Annotated in this window: 23 protein-coding genes; 13 read left to right on the top strand and 10 right to left on the bottom strand. The window is 63.7% G+C overall.

All coding sequences use genetic code 11. The features are described from left to right. The first annotated feature begins 3 nt into the window (after positions 1-3). Positions 4-243 (top strand): DUF1653 domain-containing protein, encoded by a 240-nt coding sequence (locus CHU94_RS10220; RefSeq protein WP_094479491.1) that lies wholly within the window; start codon positions 4-6, stop codon positions 241-243. 39 nt (positions 244-282) lie between these two features. Here the strand turns inward: CHU94_RS10220 and CHU94_RS10215 are convergent, their stop codons facing one another. Both CHU94_RS10215 and CHU94_RS10210 read right to left on the bottom strand, forming a co-directional pair. Continuing rightward, positions 283-1503 (bottom strand): ATP-binding protein, encoded by a 1221-nt coding sequence (locus CHU94_RS10215; protein ID WP_094479489.1) that lies wholly within the window; start codon positions 1501-1503, stop codon positions 283-285. Further along, on the bottom strand, positions 1491-2231 hold the full coding sequence (locus tag CHU94_RS10210; protein ID WP_094479487.1) for a response regulator: 741 nt from the start codon (positions 2229-2231) through the stop codon (positions 1491-1493). Before CHU94_RS10210 ends, CHU94_RS10215 begins: the two co-directional genes overlap by 13 nt. 223 nt (positions 2232-2454) lie before the next feature. On the opposite strand from CHU94_RS10210, the gene xopAW reads away from it, so the two are divergent. From xopAW to CHU94_RS10185, 5 genes are all read left to right on the top strand, one after another. Further along, positions 2455-3291, top strand: coding sequence for a XopAW family type III secretion system calcium-binding effector (xopAW, locus tag CHU94_RS10205; RefSeq protein ID WP_141211439.1), 837 nt, complete (start codon positions 2455-2457; stop codon positions 3289-3291). A 121-nt stretch (positions 3292-3412) separates the two neighbouring features. Then, complete coding sequence (locus tag CHU94_RS10200) at positions 3413-4915, top strand: efflux transporter outer membrane subunit (RefSeq protein ID WP_255033914.1); 1503 nt, start codon at positions 3413-3415, stop codon at positions 4913-4915. Beyond that, complete coding sequence (locus tag CHU94_RS10195; RefSeq protein ID WP_094479483.1) at positions 4912-6243, top strand: efflux RND transporter periplasmic adaptor subunit; 1332 nt, start codon at positions 4912-4914, stop codon at positions 6241-6243. Before CHU94_RS10200 ends, CHU94_RS10195 begins: the two co-directional genes overlap by 4 nt. After that, positions 6240-6989 (top strand): ABC transporter ATP-binding protein, encoded by a 750-nt coding sequence (locus CHU94_RS10190; RefSeq protein WP_094479482.1) that lies wholly within the window; start codon positions 6240-6242, stop codon positions 6987-6989. Before CHU94_RS10195 ends, CHU94_RS10190 begins: the two co-directional genes overlap by 4 nt. Further along, complete coding sequence (locus tag CHU94_RS10185; RefSeq protein WP_094479480.1) at positions 6989-8197, top strand: ABC transporter permease; 1209 nt, start codon at positions 6989-6991, stop codon at positions 8195-8197. The genes CHU94_RS10190 and CHU94_RS10185 overlap by 1 nt, the downstream gene beginning before the upstream one ends. A gap of 65 nt (positions 8198-8262) precedes the next feature. Here CHU94_RS10185 and purN read toward each other — a convergent pair whose 3' ends face one another. Continuing rightward, positions 8263-8853, bottom strand: a complete 591-nt coding sequence (gene purN / locus CHU94_RS10180) for a phosphoribosylglycinamide formyltransferase (RefSeq protein ID WP_094479478.1) — start codon at positions 8851-8853, stop codon at positions 8263-8265. A gap of 13 nt (positions 8854-8866) precedes the next feature. On the opposite strand from purN, the gene CHU94_RS10175 reads away from it, so the two are divergent. The 5 genes from CHU94_RS10175 (at position 8867) to CHU94_RS10155 (ending at position 14691) form a co-directional block, all read left to right on the top strand. Continuing rightward, positions 8867-9535 (top strand): YceH family protein, encoded by a 669-nt coding sequence (locus CHU94_RS10175; protein ID WP_094479476.1) that lies wholly within the window; start codon positions 8867-8869, stop codon positions 9533-9535. A 74-nt stretch (positions 9536-9609) separates the two neighbouring features. Further along, positions 9610-10791, top strand: a complete 1182-nt coding sequence (locus CHU94_RS10170; protein ID WP_094479473.1) for an acyl-CoA dehydrogenase family protein — start codon at positions 9610-9612, stop codon at positions 10789-10791. Between the two features lie 12 nt (positions 10792-10803). Continuing rightward, the gene (locus CHU94_RS10165) at positions 10804-11919 is read left to right on the top strand and encodes an acyl-CoA dehydrogenase family protein (protein WP_094479471.1); all 1116 of its coding nucleotides are present in this window, start codon (positions 10804-10806) and stop codon (positions 11917-11919) included. A gap of 240 nt (positions 11920-12159) precedes the next feature. Next, positions 12160-14358, top strand: coding sequence for a bifunctional diguanylate cyclase/phosphodiesterase (locus tag CHU94_RS10160; protein WP_176451999.1), 2199 nt, complete (start codon positions 12160-12162; stop codon positions 14356-14358). A gap of 27 nt (positions 14359-14385) precedes the next feature. Next, the gene (locus CHU94_RS10155) at positions 14386-14691 is read left to right on the top strand and encodes a hypothetical protein (protein WP_094479467.1); all 306 of its coding nucleotides are present in this window, start codon (positions 14386-14388) and stop codon (positions 14689-14691) included. Between the two features lie 51 nt (positions 14692-14742). Here the strand turns inward: CHU94_RS10155 and CHU94_RS10150 are convergent, their stop codons facing one another. The 6 genes from CHU94_RS10150 to CHU94_RS10125 form a co-directional block, all read right to left on the bottom strand. Beyond that, positions 14743-15039, bottom strand: coding sequence for a hypothetical protein (locus CHU94_RS10150; RefSeq protein ID WP_094479465.1), 297 nt, complete (start codon positions 15037-15039; stop codon positions 14743-14745). A gap of 84 nt (positions 15040-15123) precedes the next feature. Beyond that, the gene (locus tag CHU94_RS10145) at positions 15124-15513 is read right to left on the bottom strand and encodes a hypothetical protein (protein ID WP_141211438.1); all 390 of its coding nucleotides are present in this window, start codon (positions 15511-15513) and stop codon (positions 15124-15126) included. A gap of 56 nt (positions 15514-15569) precedes the next feature. Further along, positions 15570-15827, bottom strand: a complete 258-nt coding sequence (locus CHU94_RS19265; protein ID WP_176451998.1) for a hypothetical protein — start codon at positions 15825-15827, stop codon at positions 15570-15572. A 551-nt stretch (positions 15828-16378) separates the two neighbouring features. Further along, a complete protein-coding gene (locus CHU94_RS10135; RefSeq protein WP_094479459.1) occupies positions 16379-16708 on the bottom strand; it encodes a hypothetical protein in 330 nt (109 codons plus the stop codon). A 312-nt stretch (positions 16709-17020) separates the two neighbouring features. Next, the gene (locus CHU94_RS10130; protein WP_094479457.1) at positions 17021-17413 is read right to left on the bottom strand and encodes a VOC family protein; all 393 of its coding nucleotides are present in this window, start codon (positions 17411-17413) and stop codon (positions 17021-17023) included. Between the two features lie 118 nt (positions 17414-17531). After that, positions 17532-18560, bottom strand: a complete 1029-nt coding sequence (locus tag CHU94_RS10125; RefSeq protein WP_094479456.1) for an AI-2E family transporter — start codon at positions 18558-18560, stop codon at positions 17532-17534. Positions 18561-18713: 153 nt separating this feature from the next. Here CHU94_RS10125 and CHU94_RS10120 point away from each other — a divergent pair, with 153 nt between their 5' ends. Continuing rightward, a complete protein-coding gene (locus tag CHU94_RS10120) occupies positions 18714-19640 on the top strand; it encodes a histone deacetylase family protein (protein WP_094479454.1) in 927 nt (308 codons plus the stop codon). A gap of 8 nt (positions 19641-19648) precedes the next feature. Beyond that, the gene (locus tag CHU94_RS10115; RefSeq protein WP_094479452.1) at positions 19649-22339 is read left to right on the top strand and encodes a bifunctional acetate--CoA ligase family protein/GNAT family N-acetyltransferase; all 2691 of its coding nucleotides are present in this window, start codon (positions 19649-19651) and stop codon (positions 22337-22339) included. Positions 22340-22406: 67 nt separating this feature from the next. On the opposite strand, the gene CHU94_RS10110 is transcribed toward CHU94_RS10115, so the two are convergent. Further along, positions 22407-24923: an ABC transporter permease gene (locus tag CHU94_RS10110; RefSeq protein ID WP_094479450.1), complete on the bottom strand. Its 2517-nt coding sequence runs from the start codon at positions 24921-24923 to the stop codon at positions 22407-22409. Positions 24924-24972 lie beyond the last annotated feature (49 nt).

The following is a 24972-nucleotide window of genomic DNA, read 5'->3' as shown; positions in this document are numbered from 1 at the left end:
CCCATGAGCTTCGAAAAACTCCCCCCACTCATCATCACCCCACCCGGCCGCTACCGCCACTACAAGGGCATGGAATACCAGGTGCTGGGCACCGTGCGCCACAGCGAAACCTGCGAGCCTATGACCCTGTACCGTGCGCTGTATGGTGAACTGGGCCTGTGGGTGCGGCCGGCCGCCATGTTTCTGGAGACGGTGGTGAGTGCAGGCGTGGCCCAGCCGCGTTTTACCCGGATCGGGGACTAAATTGATCCCGATCCCTTGCGAAATAAGCGCAAGCAGCTCCTAATTTGATAGCTTTTTGACAGGTGCAGCCAGCCGCGGCAGCCGCAGTTCGGCCTGCAAACCACCGCCCACGCAGTTGCTCAGCTGCAGGCAGCCGCTGTGCTGGCGCGCAATGTCGTTGGCAGAGGCCAGGCCCAGTCCGACGCCGCCGGTATTGCGGTTGCGCGAGGCCTCCACCCGGTAAAACGGTTGCAGCACCTCGGTCAATTCGGCCTCAGGGATGCCGGGGCCCCGGTCCAGTACCGTCACACACACGCCCTGAGCGTCCTCTGTCAGCCGCACCTGGGCGCCGCCACCGTAGCGCACGGCGTTGTCCAGCAGGTTGCTGATGCAGCGGCGCAGGGCCGAAGCCTGGGCCCGCACGGGAGCCAGCGGCACGCCTGTCCCCGGTTCAACCACCACCTCGTGGCCGGCCTCCTGCTGGTCCTGCACCAGGCTGTCCACCAGCGCGGCCAGGTCCAGCGCCACCCAGGGCTCGGAGTCGGCCGCACCGCGCAGGTAGTCCAGCGTGGCGCGGATCATGGTGTCCATCTCGGCAATATCGCGGCTGAAGCGCTGGCGCTCGCCCGCGTCCTGCAACGATTCCACACGCAGAGCCAAGCGCGTGAGCGGGGTGCGCAGGTCGTGCGATACGGCGGCGACAAACTGGTCGCGCTGGGCCAGCTGGGCGCGGATGTGCTGCTGCATCTGGTTAAACACACGCGTGGCCTCGCGGCACTCCAACGAGCCAGCCTCGGGCAAGGGGGCACGGTGGATGTTGTGTCCCAGCTCACGCGCAGCGCCCGCCAGGCGCCGTATCGGGTCGCTGAGCCAGCGCGCAGCCACCCAGGCGGCCAGCAACAGGGCAGCCAGGCGCACCCCAATGTCCAGCAGCAGGCCTGCGGGTGGCGGGCCGCCATGGTGGTGATTTTTGAAAGAGGCGAAGTCCGGTGGCGGGGGTGGCATACCGCCGTCCCAGCGTACGGCGCCGGGCGGCGGGCGGGGCAAGGGGCCGTCAGCCCGCAGGTCCGGGCGCATGTCCGGCCGCATCTCAAACATCAACGTGAGCGCCAGCACATGGCTGCACAGCACGGTCAGGCCCAGCAGCCAAGCCAGGCGGCCGAACAGGCTGTCGGGCACGAGTTTGGCAAGCCAGTTTTTCCGCAGGGCCGCCCCAAGGAAAAACGCGTCCCCTTGGGGAGCAGCGGCGGAGCGTGGGGGCGTTTCTTTCAGGCCCGCCACGCCATGCGCCCCTGCACCGACTGCACATTGAACATATAGCCCGCACCGCGCACCGTCTTGATCATGGAAGGCTCGTCCGGGTCATCCGCCAATTTTTGCCGCAGGCGCGAGACCAGCAGGTCGATGCTGCGCTCGAACGCATCCATGGCGCGACCGCGCGCTTGCTCCATGAGCTGGTCGCGGCTGAACAAGCGCCGTGGCGTCTGCAAAAACGTGGTGAGCAAGCGGAATTCGGCATTGGAAAGCGCCACCACCAGGCCGGTGGGCGAGACCAGGTTGCGCTCGTCGCGGTGCAGCTCCCAGCCATCAAAACAGACCACCTCGCTGCGCGCCAGGATGGGCGTGCTGTCCTTGCTGCCCAGGGCACGGCGCAGCACGGTATGGATGCGGGCCACCAGCTCGCGCGGCTCAAAGGGCTTGCCCATGTAGTCGTCGGCGCCGTTCTCCAGGCCCATGATGCGGTCAAAGGTGGTGGTGCGCGCGGTCAGCATGATGACGGGGATGTGCGAGCGCTCGCGAATCTCGCGCGAGAGCGTGAGCCCGTCGGTGCCGGGCAGCATGACGTCCAGCACCACCAGGTCCACGCGCTGGCGAGCGAGCTGCTGGCGCATGCTGTCGGCGTCACAGGCTGTGTGCACCGCAAAATTGAAGCGGCCGAGGTACTCCGCCAGCAGGGTGGTGATGTCGGCGTCATCGTCGACGAGGAGGATGGAAGTTTTGGTGCTCATGGGACGGTCCTGACGGCCGCCCCAGTGTAGAAAAAGCGCCCGCGCCCGAAGCGCGGAATTGGCTGGCAAGCGCACCCCAGTTGTGCGCCTGAATGGGGCTTTTGTACCAAGCCTGATACACAGCCGACAAACCCGCGATACCTGCGCTTCCAAGAATTGGTGACGTCGCTCGGTGCATTGCATTCCGGGTGGCACCCCACCACCAACCAGAAAGGAAGTGACCATGAGCACCATCAGCGGGGTGAGCGGTTCCAGCAACGCCTGGGCTGCCCTGAACACCCAACGCAGCCAGCACCAGGCCAAGATGTTCGCCAAAGTGGATACCGACAGCAGCGGCGGCGTCGACCAGACCGAACTCGGCACCATGCTGACTGACATCAGCGAAAAAACCGGCGTCAGTCTGGGCGATGCCAAGGAGCTGTTCACCCAGTTGGACAGCAACAGCGACGGCAGCCTTTCCAGCGACGAGCTGGAGGCGGGCATGAAAGCCCTGATGCCACCGCCCCCCAGCACCATGGAGTTTGCGCAGTCGCGCGGCATGGGCGGCAGCGGAGGCAGCCAGGACGACCTGTTTGCCAAGGTGGACACCGATGGCGATGGCTCTGTGAGCCAAGACGAACTCACCGTGCTGACCGACAAAATCAAGTCCGACACCGGCCAGGACGTGAGCCAGGACTTTGCCAAGCTGGACACCGATGGCAACGGCAGCTTGAGCCAGGCAGAGTTTGAAGCCGGTCGCCCGCAGCCCCCTGAAGGCGGCCAGGCCGCACCAGGCCCCGGCGGGCCGGGCGGTGTCCGTGGCCCAGGCGGCCCCGGCGGTGCGCAGGGCGCCTCGTCCAGCGACACCAGCTACGACCCGCTGGACACCAACCGCGACGGCACTGTGTCTGAGGTCGAACGCATGGTGGGCGAGCTGAAAGAAGCGATTGCCGGCCTCAGCAGCGGCGATGACAGTAGCAACACTGCCACCAAGCAGCAGATCGCCGAACTGGCCCAGAAGATCTACGCCCAAGTAGCCCAGGGCCTGACCGAGAACAGCAGCCTCAGCGTTTCAGCATGATTTAGGCCTCTGGACCTTGTGGAATCTGCGCAAGCAGCTCCTCTATTGATAGCAAACCAGGCCAATCCACGTCTTGTGGAACCGGCCTGGTGCCGTCTTTACCGGTCTTTACATCCAGGGCATGAAGGCGAAACCCATGGTCTGCACCATGGCGGCCATGCCCCCTCAACCCTCTTCTTTCTTGCGCCAGCCGCAGCTGCGGCATGGTGCTGCAGCCGTCCTGTTGACGGTGGCCACGCTGGCCAGCCAAGCGGTCGGCGCCCAGCCCGACAGTCCGCCCCTCCCCGCCCCAGCGGTTCCCTCCAGTTGGTCCCAGGCCAGCAGCGCCACGCCCGACAGCCTGGCCCAGTGGTGGGACAAGTTCAACGACGCCCATCTCTCCGCCCTGGTGACCCAGGCGCTGCAGGCCAACCCCAGCCTGCGCAAGGCCGAGGCCGCGCTACAGCAGGCCCGTGCCCTGCGCGATGCCAAGCAGGGCAGCCTGCTGCCCAGCCTGAGCGCCAGTGGCTCCGCCCAACGCAGCCAGACCGATAGCCAAGCCGCCACCAGCAGCTTCAAGGCCGGGCTGGACGCGAGCTGGGAGCCCGACCTGTTTGGTGGCAAGCGCGCCGGCCTGGACGCCACCGAGGCCGATGCCCAGGCCCAGCAGGCCACGATGGCCGATGCCCAGGTGTCGCTCGCCGCCGAAGTGGCGCTGGCCTACCTGCAACTGCGCGGTCAACAAAGCCAGCTCGCCATCGCACAGACCAACCTGGCCAGCCAGCAAGAAACCCTGCAGCTTACCGACTGGCGCGCCCAAGCCGGCCTCACCACCAGCCTGGAAGTCGAGCAGGCCCGGACCTCCGTGGAACAGACACGCGCCGAGATTCCCAGCCTGCAAGCCAGCATCGCCGCCAGCCAGCACAGCCTGGCGGTGCTGACCGGGCAGGCGCCCACGGCACTGACCGAGCAACTGGGCAGCGCCGGTCCGATCCCCAGCGCACCCGAACAGCTCGCCCTGGCCTTCCCCGCCGAGACGTTGCGCCAGCGCCCCGACGTGCGTGCCGAAGAGGCCCGCATTGCTGCGGCACTGGCCCGTGTGCAGGTGGCCGACGCGGCGCGCTACCCCAGCTTCTCCATCGGAGGCTCGCTGGGCGTGAGTGCGCTGACGCTGGCCGGGCTGACCAACGGCGCCAGCGTGCTGGGCAGCCTTCTGGCCAGCGTGTCGTGGCCGGTATTTGACGGCGGCGCGGGCAATGCCAATCTGCGAGCGCAGCAGGCCGCACTGACGCAGGCCCAAGCCAGCTACCAGAGCACGGTGCTCACCGCCCTCAAGGATGTGGAAGACGCCCTGGCCGCCCTGCGCGGCCACCGCACACGCTTGCAGCACTTGAAAAGCGCGGCCACAGCGGCCGAGCTGGCAGCCCTGCTCGCGCAGCAGCGCTACACCAGCGGCCTCATCGACTTCCAAACCGTGCTGACCACCCAGCGCACGCTGCTCAGCGCGCAAAACAGCGTGGCCAGCACCCTCACCGATCTGGGTACCGACCATGTGCGCCTCTACAAGGCGCTGGGCGGCGGCTGGCAGGCCACGCCCTCCACGACCGCCACCTCTGCCCCCTCTTCTTCCGCAGGACAACCATGAGCTCCGACCTGACTCCCTCCCCCTCCGCCACGCCCAGTACCGCTGCCGTTCAGGCCCTGCTGCAAGCCGCCCCGCAGCGCAGCTGGTGGCGCCGCCCCATCGTGCTGGCCAGTGTGGCCGCAGTGCTGCTGGCCCTGGGCGGCACCTACGCGCTGCGCGCGCGCAGCCAAGCCCAGGCCGCGCCCAGCTATGTCAGCGAAACCGTGCAGCGCGGCAACCTGACCCTGAGCGTGTCCGCCAACGGCACGCTGCAACCCACGCGCTCGGTCAATATCGGCAGCGAGCTGTCGGGTACGGTGCGCAATGTGCTGGTGGACGTGAACGACCGCGTGCGCAAAGGCCAGCTGTTGGTGGAACTGGACACCGCCAAGCTGACCGACCAGCTCACCAAAAGCCGCGCCACGCTCAGCGCCGCACAGGCCAAGGTCGCGCAAACCGTGGTCACCGTGAAAGAGGCGCAGGCCAACCTCGCGCGGCTCGAAGAGGTGTCGCGCTTGTCCGGCGGCAAGGTACCGGCCAAGAGCGAACTCGACAGTGCCCGCGCCACGCTGGAACGTGCCCAGGCCGACGAGGCCAGCGCGCGTGCCAACGTGACCGAAGCGCAAGCCGGCGCGTCGAGTGACGCGACCAACCTGTCCAAGGCCTCGATCCGCTCGCCCATTGACGGCGTGGTGCTTACGCGCAGCGTGGAGCCGGGCAACGCCGTGGCTGCCTCGCTGCAGGCCGTCACGCTGTTCAGCGTGGCCGAAGACCTGAGCAAGCTGCGCCTGCAGGTGAATGTCGACGAGGCCGATGTGGGCTCGGTGAAGGTCGGCCAAAAGGCCAGCTTCACCGTCAGCGCCTACCCCTCGCGCAAATTCCCCGCCACCATCACCCGCGTGGCCTATGGCTCCACCACCACCGAGAACGTGGTCACCTACATCACCTACCTGGAGGTGGACAACAGCGACCTAACCCTGCGCCCCGGCATGACCGCCACCGCCACCATCACCGCCACCGAACGCAAGGACGTGCTGCTGGTGCCCAACACCGCGCTGCGCTACAGCCCCAGCTCTGGCAGCAGCGCCGGCAAGCCTGCGGCCCAAAGCAGCAGCATTGTGGGCAGCCTGATGCCGCGCATGCCCAGTGGCAGCGGCAACCGCAAGAGTGCAGGCGCAGCCGCCGGCAGCGGCAGCAAGCAGGTTTGGGTACTGCGCGACGGCGCCCCCGTGGCCGTGCCGGTGCAGACCGGCATCAGCGATGGCCGCATGACCGAGGTCACCGACGGCGAGCTGACGGCTGACATGCGCGTCATCACCGACCAGCGCAGTGGCGGAGCTGGCAAATGAGTACAAGCACTGCGGCTGTTCCGCTGATCGAGCTACGCGGCGTGACTCGCACCTACGGCCAGGGCGCCACGGTGCTGCAGGCGCTCAAGGGCGTGGACCTGCGCATCGAGGCCGGTGACTTTGTCGCCATCATGGGCCCCAGCGGCTCCGGCAAGTCCACCGCCATGAACACGCTGGGCTGCTTGGACACGCCCACGACGGGCGAATACTTGTTCCAAGGCGTGCATGTGGAAACCCTGGGCCGCGACCAGCGCGCCCAGCTGCGCCGCCACTACCTGGGCTTTGTGTTTCAGGGCTTTCATTTGCTGCCACGCACCAGTGCGCAAGAGAACGTGGAACTGCCCCTGCTCTACCGTGGCGAATCGGCCAGCGCCCGGCGCAAGGCAGCCGCACGCGCATTGGCCCAGGTGGGCCTGCAGGGCCGCGAGCACCACACCCCGGCCGAGCTATCGGGCGGGCAGCAACAGCGCGTGGCCATTGCGCGTGCCATCGTCACCGAACCCACCGTGCTGCTGGCCGACGAGCCCACCGGCAACCTGGACACCCAGCGCAGCGCCGAGATCATGGAGCTGCTGCAGGACCTGAACGTGCAACACGGCATCACCGTGCTCATGGTCACGCACGAGCCCGACATGGCGGCCTATGCCAAGCGCATCGTGCGTTTTGTGGACGGTGTGATCGAGAGCGATGTGCAAAACGCCCACCCGGTGCGCCGCCACGCCCCAGTGCAAGAAGAGGTGCACTGATGTTGCTCAACACCATCTGGCTCGCGCTGCGCTCCATCCGGCGCAACCTCATGCGCTCCTTCCTCACCATCCTGGGCATCGTGATCGGCGTGAGCGCCGTCATCACCATGGTCACGCTGGGCAACGGCGCCACCCAGGCGGTGCAAACGCAAATCTCCAGCCTGGGCACCAACCTGCTACAGATCCGCCCCGGCCAGCGCATGGGGCCGGGCAGCGGCGGGGCGAGCGCGCCCTCGTTCAAGGAAGTAGACGCCACCGCCATTGCCAGCCAAATCGGCGGCATTGCGGCCGTGGCCCCAGAGTCACGCGCCAGCACCACCCTGGTCGCCAACGGGCGCAACTGGACGTCCAGCGTGGTGGGCAGCAGCAACGCCTGGCTCACCACCGGCAACTGGCAGCTGAAAGAAGGCCGCGAATTCAGCGACGACGAACTGCGCGCGGGCGCCGCCGTTTGTGTGATTGGTGAAACTGTGCGCCGCGAACTCTTTGGCAGCACCCCGGCCCTGGGCCAGGCGCTGCGCGTGAAGCAGGTGTCCTGCGAGGTGGTGGGCATCCTCGGCTCCAAGGGCCAAGGCAGCTTTGGGAATGACCAGGACGATGTGGTGCTGGTGCCGCTCAAGACCCTGCAACGCCGCATCACCGGCAACACCCGCGTCAACACCCTGCTGGTCTCCATGGCCGACGGCAGCGACGCCACCCGCATCAAAAGCGGTATCACTCAGTTGCTGCGCGAGCAGCGCAAGCTGGCCGATGGCGTGGAGGACAACTTCAACGTGCTGGACACCAAGCAGCTGGCCGACACACTGTCGGGCACCACGCAGATCATGACCACGCTCTTGGGCGCGGTGGCCGCGGTGAGCCTGCTGGTGGGCGGCATTGGCGTGATGAACATCATGCTGGTGAGCGTGACCGAGCGCACCCGCGAGATCGGCCTGCGCCTGGCCATTGGCGCGCTGGAGCGCGAGGTGCTGCTGCAGTTCCTGATTGAGGCCGTAGTGCTGGCCTCGCTGGGCGGCCTGCTGGGCGTGGCGCTGGCCACCGCGGCATCGCTGGGCCTGGCTGCGCTGATGCAAATCCCCTACACCTTCGACCTCGGCGTCAATCTGCTGTCGTTTGCCTTCTCAGCGGCGATTGGTGTGGTGTTCGGCTTTGTGCCCGCACGGCGCGCGGCACAGCTGGACCCGATTGAGGCGCTGCGGCACGAATAGCCCGTTCAGAGGCATCTTTTGAACAAAAGTACCTCAATCCCCCGCAGAATCTGCGCAAGCAGCTCCTATTTCGATAGCAAATCGCGCAGCGCCTGGGGGTAGATCAGGTGCTCTTGCGTGAGCACGCGGGCGGCCAGGGTGTCGGCATCGTCGGTGGGCAGCACGGGCACCACGGCCTGCGCCAGGATGGGGCCGTGGTCTAGTTCGGCGGTCACCAGGTGCACAGTGGCACCGGCAAACTTGCAACCCGCTTCGATGGCGCGCTGGTGTGTGTGCAGGCCGGGGAATGCGGGCAGCAGGGATGGGTGGATGTTGGTGAGGCGCCCTTCGTAGTGCGTGGTGAAGCCCGGCGTGAGGATGCGCATGAAGCCGGCCAGCACCACCAGCACCGGCGCCTGCGGCGTGTTGTGGCGGTCAATCTCGGCCATCAGCGCGGCGTCAAAGGCTTCGCGGCTCTCGAATGTTTTGTGGTCCAGCATGGCGGTGTCTATGCCCTGCTCTTTGGCAAACACCAGGCCGCCGGCCGTGCCTTTGTTGCTGATGACGGCGGCAATACGCGCGCCGTATTGGCGCTCCCAGTCTTCGCGCTGGGCGGCACGCACGATGGCGGCCATGTTGGAGCCGCCGCCAGAGATCAAAATGACGATGTTTTTCATAACTGGCTGAATTATGACCACCCCCGTTCTCTTGACCCCTGTTGAAGCCCGCGTGCTCGCCACGCTGATGGAAAAAGCACGCACCGTGCCCGACAGTTACCCGCTCACGCTGAACAGCCTGCTCTTGGGCTGCAACCAAAAAACCAGCCGCGAGCCTCTGATGGAGCTAAGCGAATCCGAGGTCAGCAGCGCGGTGGACACGCTGCGCGAAGCCGGCCTGGTGCACGAGACCACCGGCGGGCGCACCACCAAGTTCACCCACAACGCGCAGCGCGGCATTGGTGTGCCCGAGCAAAGCGCCGTACTGCTGGGCCTCTTGATGCTGCGAGGCCCGCAAACGGCGGCCGAACTGCGCCTGAACGCCGAGCGCTGGTACCGCTTTGCCGACACCTCGTCGGTGGAGGCATTTCTGGACGAGCTGCAGGAGCGCAGCGAAGAAAAAGGCGGCCCCCTGGTCATCAAGCTGGACCGCGCACCCGGCGCGCGTGAGCAGCGCTGGGCCCATCTGCTGTGCGGGCCGGTGGACGCCAGCGCCGCCGTGGCCAGCCGCATGGCTGCCCCTGCGAACGCGGACCTGCAGGCCCGCGTGACCCAGCTGGAAACTGAGCTGGCCGAGCTACGCGCCACGGTGCAAAAACTGTGCGCCGAACTGGGCATGTCACCCCCCGGACAAACCGAATAGAACGATCGTGCTAAAACACGGCTTGTAGCGGCCCTAGACCGCCCTGACACCAAGACACACTGGAGACCTCCCCCATGGATTTGGCTTTCACCCCCGAAGAACAGGCGTTCCGCGAAGAGATTCGCACCTGGGTTACCGCAAACCTGCCCGCCGACATTGCCCACAAAGTGCACAACGCCCTGGAGCTCACGCGCGACGATATGCAGCGCTGGGCCAAGATCTTGGGCAAGAAAGGCTGGCTGGGCTTTGGCTGGCCCAAAGAGTTTGGCGGCCCCGGCTGGACGGCCGTGCAAAAGCACTTGTTTGAAGAAGAGTGCGCGCTGGCCGGTGCGCCACGCATCGTGCCCTTTGGCCCGGTGATGGTGGCCCCGGTCATCATGGCCTTTGGCACGCCCGAGCAGCAGCAGCGCTTTTTGCCCGGCATCGCCAGCGGCGAAGTGTGGTGGAGCCAGGGCTACAGCGAGCCGGGCTCTGGCTCCGACCTGGCCTCCGTCAAGACCAGGGCCGAGCGCCAAGGCAACAAGTACATCGTCAACGGCCAAAAGACCTGGACCACGCTGGGCCAGTACGGCGAGTGGATCTTCTGCCTGGTGCGCACCAGCACAGAAGGCAAGCCGCAAACCGGCATCAGCTTCCTGCTGATCGACATGAAGAGTCCCGGCGTGACCGTGCGCCCCATCATCATGCTCGACGGCGGCCACGAGGTGAACGAGGTGTTCTTCGACAACGTGCAAGTGCCGGCCGAGAACCTGATTGGCGAAGAGAACAAGGGCTGGACCTATGCCAAGCACCTGCTGAGCCACGAGCGCACCAACATTGCCGACGTGAACCGCAGCAAGCGTGAGCTGGAACGCCTCAAGCGCATTGCCAAGCGCGAAGGCGTGTGGGACGACGCCCGCTTCCGCGACGAGATTGCCAAACTGGAAGTGGACGTGGTGGCACTAGAGATGCTGGTGCTGCGCGTGCTGTCCGCCGAGAAGAGCGGCAAGAACTCGCTGGACATTGCCGGCCTGCTCAAGATCCGTGGCAGCGAAATCCAGCAGCGCTACAGCGAGCTGATGATGCTGGCAGCCGGCCCCTTCGCCCTGCCCCTGGTGCGCGAAGCCATGGAGGCCGGCTGGCAAGGCGACTTCCCTGGCGGCGAGGTGGGCAACGCGCCCCTGGCCTCCCACTACTTCAACCTGCGCAAGACCACCATCTACGGTGGGTCGAACGAGGTGCAACGCAACATCGTGTCCCAGGTTGTTTTGGGCTAAGAGGAGAAGAACATGGATTTCGATTTTTCTGACGACCAGGAACAACTGCGCGACGCCGTGCGCAAGTATGTGGACAAAGGCTACGACTTCGAGCGCCGCCGTGCCATCACCAAGGCTGGCGGCTTTGACCGTGCCGCCTACACCGAGCTGGCCGAACTGGGCCTGACCGGCCTTTACGTGCCGGAAGACGATGGCGGCATGGGCATGGGCCCGATTGAAGGCATGGTGGTGATGGAAGAGCTGGGCCGCGGCATGGTGCTGGAGCCGCTGGCGCAGGCGCTCATCGCAGGCGCAGTGATTGCGGGTTATGCCGATGCTGCCACCAAGGCAGCATGGCTGCCCGGTGTGGCGAGTGGCGAAAAGCTGGTGGTGCTGGCCTACCAAGAGCGCGGCAGCCGCTACGCGCTGGACGCTATTGAAGGAAAAGCGCACCAAGCCCCCGGCGGATACGTGCTGAATGCGACCAAAAGCATAGTGGCTGCAGGCGACCAGGCCGATGCCTACCTCGTGTCCGCCAAGGTCAACAGCGTGATGGGCCTGTTTTTGGTGGAGCGCGAATCCGCCGGTGTGAGCACCCGTGGCTACGGCACCCAAGACGGCAGCCGCGCGGCCGAGGTGAGCTTCAAGAACGCGCCCGCCACCCTCATCACCACCCAAGGCCTGGCCGCGCTGGAGCATGCAGTGGATATTGGCATTGCCGCCACCTGCGCCGAGGCTGTGGGCGTGATGGACAAGACCATGGCGCTGACCGCCGAATACCTGAACACGCGCAAGCAGTTCGGCGTGGCGATTAGCAGCTTCCAGGCCCTGCGCCACCGCGCGGCCGACATGAAGATGCAACTGGAACTGGCCCGCAGCATGAGTTTTTATGCCAGCCTCAAGCTCAATGCCCCAGCGCCCGAGCGCCGCGCCGCGATGGCACGCGCCAAATACCAGCTGGGCCAGAGCATGCGCTTTGTCGGCCAGCAGTCCGTGCAACTGCACGGCGGCATTGGCGTGACCGACGAATACATCGGCAGCCACTACTTCAAGAAACTCACCCAGCTGGAAATGACGTTTGGCGACTGCCTGCACCACTTGGGCGAAGTGTCGGCGCGCATGCAAGACACGGCTGGCGTGTTTGCCTGATCCTCGTTCCTGAGGGCGCACGGTTCTAATCGCCACCACAGAAACGTCATTTCGCGGCAGCGCGAAATGACGTAGGATGGACTCAACCATCCGCTTATCAACGCAATGCCGCCGCAGACCGAAACGTCATTCCAGGGTGTCCTTGCGACCTTGCGAGAGATGTATCAATCGTCGGACCCAGAGATGGGCCGGATACGTGCCACGCATTTGGCCGCGGTTGTTCGTCTGACGCCCCACACCATGGCCGCCAACATCGTGTCGGGCGGAGTCGTCATTTGGGCTTTTTCGCCACAGGTTTCCGGCGCGATGTGGGCTTGGTATGCCCTCCTGGTCTTGACCAGCCTGTTTGGCCTGTACAACTGGTGGTCTCGACGCCATCGCAACATCCTGACCGCCAAACCGAGCGCCCTGTATCACGCTTCCGCACACGCGGCCATCTTGAGCTCTGTTTGGGCCGTGGTTACCGTCGTATGGTTTCCACATGCGAGTGGTGGGCAGCAAATGGTCATTGCCACCCTGGTCACCGGCATGATTGGGGCAGGCGGCTTTGTGCTGTACCCAGTCCCAACGGCCAGTGCTATCTACATCGTCATTTTTACTGCGGCTTCGTTGACGGCACTGTGGCTGGCGGGCGACCCTCTACTTTTCCCGGTCGCACTGCTTGTGATGGCCTATTCGCCCATGGTCTTGATGGCAGCACTGACCGCGTGGAGCAAATCGACAGAACTGATTCAGGCGCGCACGAGAGCGCACAAGCAAGAGCTCCTGGTGGCCGACCTGCTCAGTGACTTCGAACAGAATGCAGAAGACACACGTTGGGAGGTCGATCCCCGAGGGTGGCTGGTCCACATCTCGCCCAAGCTGTGCGAAATATTGGGTATCACCGAGGAATTCGCCAAGAGTCAGCCACTGGCCAACATCATGGTCGGACTGAACATCGTCAACCACTCGGAAGCCAAACGCATTCGAGATACGAGGTCCTCCTTCAGTGGCCTGGTGCTTACCTTTCGCGGCCCCAGCGGAGACCGGCACATTCAGTACAACGGCAAGACCCTGTTCGACGCGTCCGGCGCATTTGCAGGTTGGCGGGGTGTCGCCACCGATGTCACAGAAAAGGTCCAGAACCAGGAGCTGCTACGTCGTCTTGCGCACACCGACTCCCTTACCGGACTGACCAACCGCTTCATGCTCCGGGAACGTCTGACGGAGCTGCTACGCGACAAGCAGCCCCTGGCCCTAATGGCCATCGATCTGGACCGGTTCAAAGCCATCAATGACCAGCATGGCCACAGCACCGGCGACGAAATCCTGAAACTCGTTGCTCATCGTGTGCAAAACCAGCTTAGTGACAGCGCCATCATTGCGCGCCTGGGCGGTGACGAATTTGCGGTGGTACTCACCTCACCAGCGGATCTGGACAACGCATCTGGCATCGCCAACGGCTTGGTCGACCTTCTGGCGCAGCCTTTCGCTGTGCAAGAGCGTGCCCTATCCATTGGCGGGAGCATCGGCCTGGCGTTTTGCCATCACGGTGAACTTTCTCTGGACGAATTGATGGTCCAGGCAGACATATCCTTATATGCGGCCAAGGAGTCCGGCCGCAACAAGCACGTGGCCTTCTCCGCGGAGCTGGGGGAAAAGGTCCAGCGTCGCATGACCATTGAACAAGATTTGCGGCAAGCCTTGCGCGAGGGCGAGCTGCAGCTCTTCTGGCAACCCAAGGTAGACCTCTCCACCTGGAGGATCGTTGGCGCAGAGGCCTTGATGCGATGGAAACACAAGGACTATGGCTGGATCAGCCCCGGGGAGTTCATCCCGATTGCCGAGCAGGGAGGCAGCATTGCGGACCTGGGCCTGTGGGCCCTGCACGAAGCCTGCCGCTTGCAGACACACGCGCTTGCCAACATTCGCCTGTCCGTCAATGTGTCACCGTTGCAGTTTCTTGAGGACGGCTTTGTACCGGCTCTCGAGAAACTGCTGGCAGACTACGATGTCCAGCCAGGCAACCTGGAGTTGGAACTGACCGAGTCCGTGTTCCTCGACAACGCGGACAAAGCCCTGAGCACCCTGCATGCAGTCCGCAAGACCGGCGTCAAGCTCGCACTCGACGACTTTGGCACCGGCTACTCCTCCCTGTCTTACCTGCGCAGCTTTCCTTTTGACACCTTGAAAGTGGACCGTGCCTTCGTAATAGAACTGGAAACCCGAAGCAACGCCGTCGCTTTGGTTCAACTCATTGCGGGGCTTGCCGAGGTGCTGGGGATGCGCACCGTTTGCGAAGGCGTAGAGACCCAGGAACAGCTAGAAGCCGTACGCAAAACCGGCTGTATGGAAGTGCAAGGATTCCTGATCGCCAAACCCATGCCACTTCAAGACTTTGTCCAGTTTCTTGGCCATTGGGACAAGTCAATGGCACAAACTAGCCCGGTACAGGCCTGAACAACCAGCCCCACACCTGACTTCAATATGGCGGTCTATCTCCAATGTGTGGCCAAGCGCATGCGCGGTGGCTACAAACACGAACACATCCACATCCTGTGGTGGGTGCAGGTGGTGGACGGCAAGCCGACCAACGAGACCGGCTTCTCCACGAAAGAGCAGCTGATCGACTTCGTGGAATCCAGCGGCCCACACGCCCTGTGGTGCCCCGCCGCCAAACCCGGCCAGCCCGGTGCCTGGGTGGGTGTACAAACCCTTGGGCGCAAGAAGTATCTACAGGCTTATCGGGATGGGCGGCCTACGGAGGATTTGTTGGGGTTGCCGGACAAGTAAACCTGGATTCACCTTGAGCGGTTCGCGTTTGAGCTGAGCGTGAGGTAAAACCTAACCCCTCGCTGCGCGCTTACTCTTTGAAATGAGAACTTGCCCCAGCGGCTCATCGGGAGACTTCCGCCATTGCCGCTGTTTGGTTGCCCGCATGGTGTTCTCGGCCGCATCCAGTTGATCGATGTTAGTTGCCGCCACAGCCTTCGCCAGCGCCGAATCTTGTGCATGACGCTCGGACCGAATGTCGAGGACCTTCGACAAGGGGATGTTCTTCCGCGACGACTTGCTGTTCTCGCCGTATGCATTCCTGCGGTCCTTCGCGTAACTGAGGTGCTTCTTCTGTTGGGGCGTCATGAGGTTTAACGTTGGAGGTTACTGCCGCACAGCAAGCGCAGCGAAACGGCAACCCTCTGCCGTGTGTCCGAGCGGGCCGACCTGTTAGGCCTCATTGCTTGCAACCTTCGTAACGCGTTGTTTGAGAACGGCCAAACTCATTCGCAAATAGCCGAATGCGAAGACAAGTGCAATTGCAGAGTACATCGTGTAAGTCACGAGTAGCGCAAGCGGGCCAAACGTCACTTCAAGATCGCCGCCCATAAACTGAACTGAAGCCCACCATACAAAAAGAAGGATAAAGCTGAGAAACACGGCCCAACGGCCCGGGAGTTGCGTCTTAATAGCTACGACCAGCGCAGCACCAACAATCAACATGAAGGCTAAAAATCCGAGAACGAAGCTTACTGCACTGATTGTTGCGAGTTGGTCCACCTCTGCGGGCGTGGGAGGCCTCATAGTAAAAACTTCGGGCTGCGATGATTCACTGGTCATGTAAAGCCTCATGTAAAGGTGAGCGGACACCGCTGACGGTCCTAGCGATCGACGGCTTATGCATCGTGCTCTGGAATTTCCGCAAGGACTTCACCAGTCATTAATCGCACATAGCGAGCAACTACACCTGGATATGAACGAATTTCCACAAATTCCGTTGGACTGACGTTCACCAAGCGCTCGACGAGCAGCTCCGTTGCCGCACACACTGATTTCCGAGGATATGTGAGGCCTTGGCGCTGCATTTGCAAACGCACAGTCATCGTTTCAAGCAGTTCGCCAACGTTGGCAAGCGGAGGCTGTTCACTCTGCATAGCGTTCCGGTTCAGCGGCGGCGCGCAGCGCCGTCCGCTGGAAGGAACCAGTTGTTAGACCAAGACGTCATCTCTTCTCCGCTACCCATGTCCACCTTCGACCTGTAATGTTCCACGCTTGCCCTTCGATATGGGCGCCAGTGATCACCCCTTGGTACTCGGAGTACCTTTTGTTCGTCTCCATATAGATGGAACCCTTGTCCTGTTTCCATGTACCGTTTTTCCAGAACCCAGTTGGTGACTTGTAGTGCATGGCACCGTCCGCCTGGAAGTGATACTCGTAGTAATCGCCATCGGAGTCTGTGCCAACCCAAGTGGTACCAGCAATGCTTGCCGACACGGATTCGCTCGGAACAACGGGTTGCTGAACGGTCGGCGGCCTCGTTGCACAACCCGAAAGCGCTACAAGCAACACGAAAACCGGGAATATCGAAAATCGCATTCTCATTTGTTCTGCCTCATTTCTGCGGGCCTAACGTTGGAGCTGCCCGGCACGCAGCCCGTGCCGCGCAGCGGCAGCCTTCGGTTGCGTGTCCGTGCCGAGCAACCTATTAAACCTGCCGTTGATTGAACGAATTCCACTCTTTCCAAATTTGTTCGGCCACATCTTGATAGTCACCGGAAGTAAATGACTCTTCTACGCCGAACCAGCGGCAGAACTCCTCGTGGACGATCAATGCTACGTCGCGCACAGACTTGGCCTGCCCAAGTCTAGGCAGGATTGTTCCGACTTCGGGGTCGTACTCGTCGGTATTGCTTTCAAAGTTAATACCAACTAAGTCTGCCTTGAAAAGAATGGCAGACACGTTTTCAAAAAGCACGCCGTACTTGAGCTTTAGCGCCGCGCGCTCGCTTCTGATTGATGCTTGATCCGAGCCCATAAGGTTTAACGTGTTACAGACGTCAAACAGGTCTTATGAACAAGGTCATATGGCAGCATGTTTTCCTCCCGTGTGTTTGTTAAGTGCTTGATTTATATCTGATTTCGCAGACTGCAAGACTGCAGGGCTTTTATGAAAATGAAGCCAAACCCTGCAAAGCTGCTTATTAACAAGACAGCGTGCCTACTAACATGCCGAGCCGCTGCGCTGTAAGCCGTTGAATGGCTTGGCCTTTTAGATGCCTGATGATTTTTAGCGCTGTGATAACAGAATGGGGAAATCCTGCAAGAACGCTTTCAATTTAGCGTGCCATCACACCTGTTCCGCATGACAAGCCACACACAGCTTGTTCCCCTCCGTATCCCGAAAGTAGGCACCGTAGTAGTTCGCGTGATACTCCGGCCGCAACCCCGGCGCGCCTTCGCTAGTGCCGCCATGGGCCAACGCGGCTTGGTACACCGCATCCACCTGCACGCGGCTTTCCGCCAGAAAGGCGGTCATCTGGCCGTTACCGGCCGCATGCTCGCCTTCAAACGGCTTGCCAATCAGGAACAGCGGGCGCGCCACGCCTTCGGTCTGCCAGCCGGCCCAGGGGCGGCTGCGGTCGATGAAGCGTTGTTGTTGGCCCAGCGCCTGCATCACGGGGGTGTAGAAGCGCAGCGCGCGCTCGAAGTCGGTCACGCCGACAAAGATGTGGGAAAACATGGGCCCCTCCGGTAGGCTGCCCTGCCCTGTGGCAGAGACAGCAGCCTCAACATGCTATCAAATCAGAAGCTGCTTACGCAGTATCTACGGGGTCTAGAGGCCTAAAAGGCTTAAAAACCTAGACCAGCCCGGCCTCCAGCAGCTCGCGCTTCACATAGGCGTAGTACAGCGGCGCGGCCACCAGGCCCGCCACGCCAAAGATGGCTTCACCCACAAACATGACGGTGAGCAACTCCCAGGCAGTGGTGCCGGTGCGTTTACCCACCACCTTGGCGTTGATGACGTATTCGAACTTGTGAATGGCAATGAGGAACATGAGGCAGGCCAGGCCCACCATGGGCGCCACCGACATGCCGGCCAGCGTGAGCACGCCGTTGCACAGCAGGTTGCCCACGATGGGGATGAGGCCGGCAAAGAAGGTGAGCGCCACCAGCATGCCCGAGTACGGCACCATCACGTCAAACAAGGGCAAGGCGCCAAACAAGAACAAGGCGGTGCAGACGGCGTTGAAAGCGGCGATCCAGAACTGCGCGACCACAATCTGGCGGAACGCGCCGATGAAGTGCCGGGCCCGGGTGCGGGCCGCAGCACGCAGGGGCGCGGGGTCGGACACACCGGGGGTGCCCACAATCAGGCCGCCAATGACGAGGCCGACGTAGGCGAGCAGCAGGCCCTGCAGGCTGGCAGAACCAAAGCCGGTGATGGCGCGGGCCTGGCTTTGCAAATAGGCGGCCAGCCAGGCTTGCGCAGCCACCAGGCCATCGGGCAGGTGGGCAGCCAGGTCCGGCGGCAGCTTTTGACGAATCTCCAGCACAGTGCCTGCCAGGTGGTGCAGCAAGGCCGCGTATTGGGCACTGGCGCCCAGCACCATGCCTTTGGCATTGGACAAGACCAGACCAAACAGCACCAAAGGCACCAAGATGACCCACGCCGCCGCCACAAACGGGCTGGGCCGCCACCGCCCCAAACGCTGGCTGGTGCTGAGCGCCTGCGCCACCATAAAGCCCAAACACACGGCCAACAGGCCGGGCAACATGCCGTAGACCAAGACGGTCAAACAAATAATGCCCACCAGCACATAGGAGCTGGCGACGACAAAACGGTGGGAGGTGACCGTGCGGCCAGAAGGAAGGGGCTTGGATGTCATGGGTGCCGCGATGGTATCAACAGAGCCTGCCGGGGGCAGGAATCCCCAAGGATTCAGGGGATGTCTACCCACGCCACTGCCTATTGCGCCATGTCAAGACTGGTGTCAGCATGGCTGCCTAGACTGGCTGGAACATCCCCTGCAGGAGACAACGTGCTGCCCGCCTATATTTCGCACCCCGATTGCGCCCGCCATGAGATGGGGCCCCACCACCCCGAATGCCCGGAACGGCTGGGCGCCATCCACGACATGCTGCTGGTCAAGGGGCTGCTGGACTACATGAACACCTACGACGCACCGCTGGCCACCGAGGAGCAGCTGGGCCGTGCCCACGCTAGCAACTACGTGCACGAGCTGCTGGACGCGGCACCCACCGAGGGCTACCACAAGGTGGACCCCGACACCGACATGAACCCCTACACGGTGCCCGCCGCCCTGCGTGCCGCAGGGGCTGCCGTGCAGGCCACGGATCTGGTGCTGGCCGGCAACGTGCCCAGCGCTTTTTGCTGCGTGCGCCCGCCGGGCCACCATGCCGAGCGCGCGGCGGCCATGGGCTTTTGTTTCTTCAACAATGTGGCGGTGGGCATACGCCATGCGCTCAATGTGCACGGCTTGCAGCGCGTGGCGCTGATCGACTTTGACGTGCACCACGGCAATGGCAGTGAGGACATTTTCAGGGGCGACGAGCGGGTGTTGATGTGCTCCATTTTTGAAGAAGGCCTCTACCCCTTTACCGGCGAGAACGCCACCGGCCCGAACATGGTGAATGTGGGCCTGCCTTCGCGCTCGGGCAGCGACAAGTTTCGCGAAGCGGTGCTAACCCAGTGGATTCCGGCACTGGATGCGTTTGAGCCGCAACTCATCTACATTTCTGCCGGGTTCGACGCCCACCGCGAAGACGACATGGGCAACCTGGGCCTAGTGGATGCCGACTACGCCTGGGTCACCCGGCAGCTGATGGACGTGGCCCAGCGGCATTGCCAGGGGCGCGTCATCTCGTGCCTGGAGGGCGGCTACGTGCTGAACCCACTGGCCCGCAGCGTGGCCGAACACGTCAAAGTATTGATAGGCGCAGACTAGAGAACCCCATGGACAAACACTTTCTCACCCCCCTGTTCGCCCCCCAGTCCATCCTTGTGTTTGCGGGGCCGGTGGACGACCCCGAGGCGCAGACACCGCAAGCACGCGCCGTGGTGGCCTCGCTGAAGGCGCAAACCTTCAGCGGCAGCCTGCGGTTTCTGGACATTCACAGCAGCGGCACGCTGGCAGAGCTGGCCCAGGCCCGATCGGACCTGGCCATCATCGCCCTGCCCCCCAAGGATGTGGCGGCGGCGCTGGAGATTGCGGGCCGGGTGGCCTGCCGCGCGGCGCTCATCATCTCTAGCGGTATCACCGCCGAACAAGCAGCCGAGCTGAAGAAAATTGCCCGCCGCGAGGGCGTGCACCTGCTGGGGCCCAACGGCCTGGGCCTGCAGCGCCCACAGTTGCAGCTCAATGCCAGCGCAGCCGGGCCACTGGCCCAGCGCGGTTCGCTGGCGCTGGTGTCGCAGTCGGGCGCGCTCACTTCGTCCATGCTGGACTGGGCGGCCAACAATGCGGTGGGGTTCTCATCGGTGGTCTCGCTAGGGCCGCACACGGTGGTGGACATTGCACATGTGCTGGACTTCTTGGCCAACGACGCGCAAACGCAAAGCATCGTGGTCTACCTGGAGGGCATTTCCAGCGCGCGCCGTTTCATGAGTGCACTGCGCATGGCGGCCAATGCCAAGCCGGTGGTGGTGCTGAAGGCAGGACGCAAACCTGCGGGCAACGAGGCGGCGCAAACCCACAGCGGCACCATTGTTGGCAGCGACGATGTGTTTGACTCCGCGCTGCGGCGCGCCGGTGCGGTGCGGGTGCGCTCGTTTGTGGAACTGTTTTCAGCGGCCAAGTGCCTGGCCTCGCGTTACCGGCCCGTGGGCAAACGCCTGGCCATCGTGACCAACGGCGGCGGCCCCGGTGTGCTGGCGGCCGACTGGATCAACGAGCTGCAGCTGGCGCTGGGCAAGCTGTCAGCCGAATCGGCCGCGCAGCTCAAGCCGCTGTTGCCCGAACTAGCCTCGCTGACCGATCTGCTGGACCTGTCGGAGGACGCCGGGCCCGAGCACTACCGCGCCGCCATCCAGGCCGCCAGCCGCGACCGCGGGGTGGACGGCGTGTTGGCCATCTATTCGCCCAAGGCTGGCAACGATGCGTCTGCCGTGGCCACGGCCCTGGCCGACGAAAAAAAGACCATGGGCAAGCCGCTCTTGTCGTGCTGGATGGGCGACACCACGGTGAACGCGGCGCGCAGCATCCTCAAAGAGGCAGAGATCCCGAGCTTTCGCACCCCCGAAGCGGCGGTGGGGGCCTTTGGCAACATTGCATCCTTCTACCAAAACCAGCTACTGCTGCAACAAACGCCGCCGCCGCTCTCCACCCTGGCCAAGCCCGACATTGAAGGCGCACGCTTGGTGATTGAGAGTGTGCTGGCCGAGCGCCGCAAGGTGCTGACCGAGATGGAGTCCAAGACGCTGCTCTCGGCCTTCCATATTCCAGTCACGCAGACCATCCTGGCGCGCAGTGCCAACGAGGCCATGATGATTGCCACGCAGCTGGGCTTTCCGGCGGTGCTGAAGATCGACTCGCCGGACATCAGCCACAAGTCAGATGTGGGCGGCGTAGCGCTCAACATCATGAACGCCACCGGTGTGCGCGACACCTACAACGACATGGTGCAAACCGTGAAGAAGCTGCGCCCGGATGCGCGTATCAACGGCGTCACCGTGCAGAGCATGGTGCGCCCGCGCCACGGGCGCGAGATCTATATTGGCCTGGTCACCGACGATCCATTTGGCCCTGTCATTGCGTTTGGCGCCGGTGGCACCATGATCGAGCTGATCAACGACCGGGCCATGGAGCTGCCACCGCTCAACCAGTTTTTGGCACGCCGCCTGATTGAGCGCTCCCGCGTGGCCGAGACGCTGGGCGAATGGCGAGGTAGCCAGCCCGCCAACGTGGACATGCTGGAGCAGATTCTGCTGCGCATCTCCGAGATGGTGTGTGAGCTGCCCCAGCTGCGCGAGATGGACATCAACCCCATCATCGTGGATGAGCATGGCGCAGTGGCGGTGGATGCGCGCATTGTGATCGACCACGCCACCCAGGGCGTGAGCAGCCGCATCCACAACTACAACCACCTCTCCATCCTGCCCTACCCCGCGCAGTACGAACAGCTGTGGCCCATGCGCGATGGCGGCGAATACACCGTGCGCCCCATCCAGCCCGACGATGCGCAGATGCTGCAAACGCTGGTGCAAGGTCTGTCCAAAGAAAGCCGCTACTTCCGTTTTGTCTCCAGCATGCACGAGCTCCCCCCAGCCATGCTGGCGCGCTTCACGCTGATCGACTACGACCGCGAGATGGCACTGGTGGCGGTGCACAAGGAGCGCGTGGCCAATGGCGAGGGTGACTTTACCGAGACCGAACGCATCATCGGCGTGTCGCGCTACGTCACCAACCCCGACCAATCGAGCTGCGAGTTCTCATTGGTGGTGGCCGACGACTACAGCGGCAAGGGCCTGGGTTCGCGGCTGATGCAGTCCATCATGGATGTGGCCCGCGACAAAGGCCTGAGCGAGATCGACGGCCTGGTGCTGGTGCACAACCCCGGCATGCTGCGGCTCATGCGCAACCTGGGCTTCACCGTCAAGACCTACGCCGAAGACCCTGACTTCAAGCTGGTGAGCCACAAGCTCTGATTTTTAAGCATTTTTGGCCTATAAGCCCCGGAAATACTGCGCAAGCAGCTCCTAAAACAATAGCGTTTTAGGTGGCTGCGCGGCGCAGAGTCTCCACCACCGGGCGGCGCAGCACATCGCGCAGGCCCCACCAGCCTGCAGCCAACGCCAGCACGGCGCCCGCCAGCGCGCCCACCAAGGGCACCCAGAACTGCACGGTCCAGTCGAACTCGAACACAAAGCGCGCCAGCGCCCAGCCCACGGCTGCCGCCACGATGGAGGCCAAGAAGCCTGCCAGCAGGCCCACCCCCGCCAGCTCCGTGCGCTGCACCTGGCGCAGCAGGCTGCTGCCTGCGCCCACGGCGCGCATGATGGCGAACTCGCGCGCGCGGTCCTCGCGCGTGGCCGTCACGGCGGCAAACAGCACCACCAAGCCTGCTGCCAGTGTGAAGCCGAACAGGAACTCCACCGCGCGGATCACCTGGTCCAGCACCCTCTGCACCTGGTTGATGGTGCTGGTCATGTCCACGTTGGTGATGTTGGGAAACGCACGCACCAAGGCGTTGTCAAAGCCCTTGGTCTCGGGTGCCTTGAAGGCGCCCATGTAGGTGCTGGGCACGTCCTTGAGCACACCCACCGGGTACATGACAAAGAAGTTGGCGCGCATGGAGCCCCAGTCCACCTTGCGCAGCGAGGTGATCTTGGATTCGGTCTGCACGCCGCCAATGTCAAAGCGCAAGCTGTCGCCCAGCTTGAGGTTCAACGTTTTGGCAATGCCCTCTTCCACACTTACGGCGCCCTCTTCGTCTTCCGTCCAGCGGCCGGCAATCACGTCGTTGTGCGGCGGGTTCTTGCTGCTGTGCGAGAGGTTGAACTCGCGGTCCACCAGGCGTTTGGCGCGGTCTTCCGTGTAGTCGTCGGGTGACACGGCTTTGCCATTCACCGCCACCAGGCGGCCGCGGATCATGGGGTACCAGTCAAACTTGGTCACGCCGCCCTCGGTCAGCGCTTTCTGGAAAGCCTCCGACTGCTCAGGCATCACGTTGATCACAAAGCGGTTGGGCGCATCGGGCGGCGTGGCTTTGCGCCAGCTGCTGATGAGGTCAGTGCGCAGCAGCACCAAGAGCACCAGTGCCAGCAAGCCCACCGACAGCGCACTCACCTGCACCACGGTGTAGGCCGGGCGGGCCGAGATTTGGCGCGTGGCCAGCACCAGCCAGCGCGGCGCCGTGGCCTCGTTCACGCTCTTGCGCAAGACCTTGACGGCCACCCAGCTCAGCGCCGCAAACACCAGCACCGCCGCCGCAAAGCCGCCCACGGCAATCAGGCCCAGCAGTAGGTCGCTACTCACGGTCATCAAGAGCGCGGCAAAACCCGCCACGCCAATGGCCAGCACGCCCAGCGATGCGGGGCGCAGGTTGCCCACATCGCGCCGGATCACGCGCAGCGCGGGCACCTGGGCCAGCTGCAACACCGGCGGCAGGCCAAAGGCCATCAGCAGCGTGAGGCCCATGCCCACACCCAGCAACACCGGCCACAGCGATGCGGCAGGCAAGGCGGCATCCACCAGCCCCGCGAGCAGCGCCACAAACAGGTAATGCACCCCAAAGCCCAGCGCCACGCCAAGGCCGCTGGCAAACAGGCCAACCAGCGCAAACTCCAGCGCGTAGGCGCTGGCAATGGTGCGCTGGGACAGGCCCAGCACGCGCAGCATGGCGCAGTCGTCCAGGTGATTGGCCGCAAAGGCGCGCGCGGCCAGAGCCACCGCCACGGCGCTGAGCAAGGCCGCCAAGAGCGCTACCAAGCTCAAGAACTTTTGCGCACGGTCCAGCGTCTGGCTCATCTCGGGGCGGCCACTTTGCAGAGACTCCACGCGCACGCCACGCACGCCGCTTTTCACCTGAGCATCGGCCCAGTCCACAAAGCGCTTCACCGCGGGCTCGTCACCCGCCACGGCCAGGCGGTAGTTCAGGCGGCTGGCCGGTTGCACCAAACCGGTGGCAGCCAGGTCGGGCTGCCCAATCATCACGCGTGGCGCAAAGTTCATGAAACCGCCACCGCGGTCGGGCTCGATCACGATAATGCGGTCCACCGTAAATTGGCTGTCACCCAGCAGCAAGGTGTCGCCCACCTTCAGGCCAATAGCTTCCAGCAGCGGGGCATCGACCCAGGCTTTGCCTTGGGCGGGCGTGTCTTTCGTAGGGACATCGGGCGCGTCGGGCGCACTGCTCACCCGCAGGCTGCCGCGCAGGGGGTAGCCGGGCTCCACCACCTTGAGGGCCACCAGCTTGGCCGCCCCACCCTGCGCATCGCTGGCGCGGGCCATGGTCGGAAAGCCCAGCGTGTGCACGACCTGCAGGCCCAAGGTCCGGGCTTGTGCCTCAAAGGCCTCTGGCGGCGGGTTGTCGCTGGAGACGACCGCGTCACCGCCCAGCAGCTGGCGCGCGTCGCGCTGCAGGCCGCCTTGCAGCCGGTCCGCAAAAAAGCCCACCGCCGTGAGGGCCGCCACCGCAAGCGTCACGGCCAGGATGAGCAGGCGCAGTTCGCCCGAGCGCACGTCGCGCCAAAGCGTTTTCCAGCCCAGGGCAAAAAAAGACAGTTTCAAGGAAGGCTCCTCAAGGAGATGCGCAAAGCGGCATTATTCACCCGGGGCC

It is taken from the genome of Rhodoferax sp. TH121 (assembly GCF_002251855.1).
Taxonomy (GTDB): domain Bacteria; phylum Pseudomonadota; class Gammaproteobacteria; order Burkholderiales; family Burkholderiaceae_C; genus Allorhodoferax.
This window is presented reverse-complemented; position numbering and strand designations above follow the sequence as displayed.

What these genes read in the sequence shown, in the direction of transcription:
- CHU94_RS10195 (WP_094479483.1), top strand. Translation starts at nt 4,912, where the DNA reads ATGAGCTCCGACCTGACTCCCTCCCCCTCCGCCACGCCCAGTACCGCT.
- CHU94_RS10220 (WP_094479491.1), top strand. Translation starts at nt 4, where the DNA reads ATGAGCTTCGAAAAACTCCCCCCACTCATCATCACCCCACCCGGCCGC.
- CHU94_RS10160 (WP_176451999.1), top strand. Translation starts at nt 12,160, where the DNA reads ATGGCCGCCAACATCGTGTCGGGCGGAGTCGTCATTTGGGCTTTTTCG.
- CHU94_RS10175 (WP_094479476.1), top strand. Translation starts at nt 8,867, where the DNA reads ATGACCACCCCCGTTCTCTTGACCCCTGTTGAAGCCCGCGTGCTCGCC.
- xopAW (WP_141211439.1), top strand. Translation starts at nt 2,455, where the DNA reads ATGAGCACCATCAGCGGGGTGAGCGGTTCCAGCAACGCCTGGGCTGCC.
- CHU94_RS10115 (WP_094479452.1), top strand. Translation starts at nt 19,649, where the DNA reads ATGGACAAACACTTTCTCACCCCCCTGTTCGCCCCCCAGTCCATCCTT.
- CHU94_RS10125 (WP_094479456.1), bottom strand. Translation starts at nt 18,560, where the DNA reads ATGACATCCAAGCCCCTTCCTTCTGGCCGCACGGTCACCTCCCACCGT.
- CHU94_RS10190 (WP_094479482.1), top strand. Translation starts at nt 6,240, where the DNA reads ATGAGTACAAGCACTGCGGCTGTTCCGCTGATCGAGCTACGCGGCGTG.
- CHU94_RS10155 (WP_094479467.1), top strand. Translation starts at nt 14,386, where the DNA reads ATGGCGGTCTATCTCCAATGTGTGGCCAAGCGCATGCGCGGTGGCTAC.
- CHU94_RS10165 (WP_094479471.1), top strand. Translation starts at nt 10,804, where the DNA reads ATGGATTTCGATTTTTCTGACGACCAGGAACAACTGCGCGACGCCGTG.
- purN (WP_094479478.1), bottom strand. Translation starts at nt 8,853, where the DNA reads ATGAAAAACATCGTCATTTTGATCTCTGGCGGCGGCTCCAACATGGCC.
- CHU94_RS10135 (WP_094479459.1), bottom strand. Translation starts at nt 16,708, where the DNA reads ATGGGCTCGGATCAAGCATCAATCAGAAGCGAGCGCGCGGCGCTAAAG.
- CHU94_RS10210 (WP_094479487.1), bottom strand. Translation starts at nt 2,231, where the DNA reads ATGAGCACCAAAACTTCCATCCTCCTCGTCGACGATGACGCCGACATC.
- CHU94_RS10170 (WP_094479473.1), top strand. Translation starts at nt 9,610, where the DNA reads ATGGATTTGGCTTTCACCCCCGAAGAACAGGCGTTCCGCGAAGAGATT.
- CHU94_RS10130 (WP_094479457.1), bottom strand. Translation starts at nt 17,413, where the DNA reads ATGTTTTCCCACATCTTTGTCGGCGTGACCGACTTCGAGCGCGCGCTG.
- CHU94_RS10185 (WP_094479480.1), top strand. Translation starts at nt 6,989, where the DNA reads ATGTTGCTCAACACCATCTGGCTCGCGCTGCGCTCCATCCGGCGCAAC.
- CHU94_RS19265 (WP_176451998.1), bottom strand. Translation starts at nt 15,827, where the DNA reads ATGCAGAGTGAACAGCCTCCGCTTGCCAACGTTGGCGAACTGCTTGAA.
- CHU94_RS10150 (WP_094479465.1), bottom strand. Translation starts at nt 15,039, where the DNA reads ATGACGCCCCAACAGAAGAAGCACCTCAGTTACGCGAAGGACCGCAGG.
- CHU94_RS10200 (WP_255033914.1), top strand. Translation starts at nt 3,413, where the DNA reads ATGAAGGCGAAACCCATGGTCTGCACCATGGCGGCCATGCCCCCTCAA.
- CHU94_RS10145 (WP_141211438.1), bottom strand. Translation starts at nt 15,513, where the DNA reads ATGACCAGTGAATCATCGCAGCCCGAAGTTTTTACTATGAGGCCTCCC.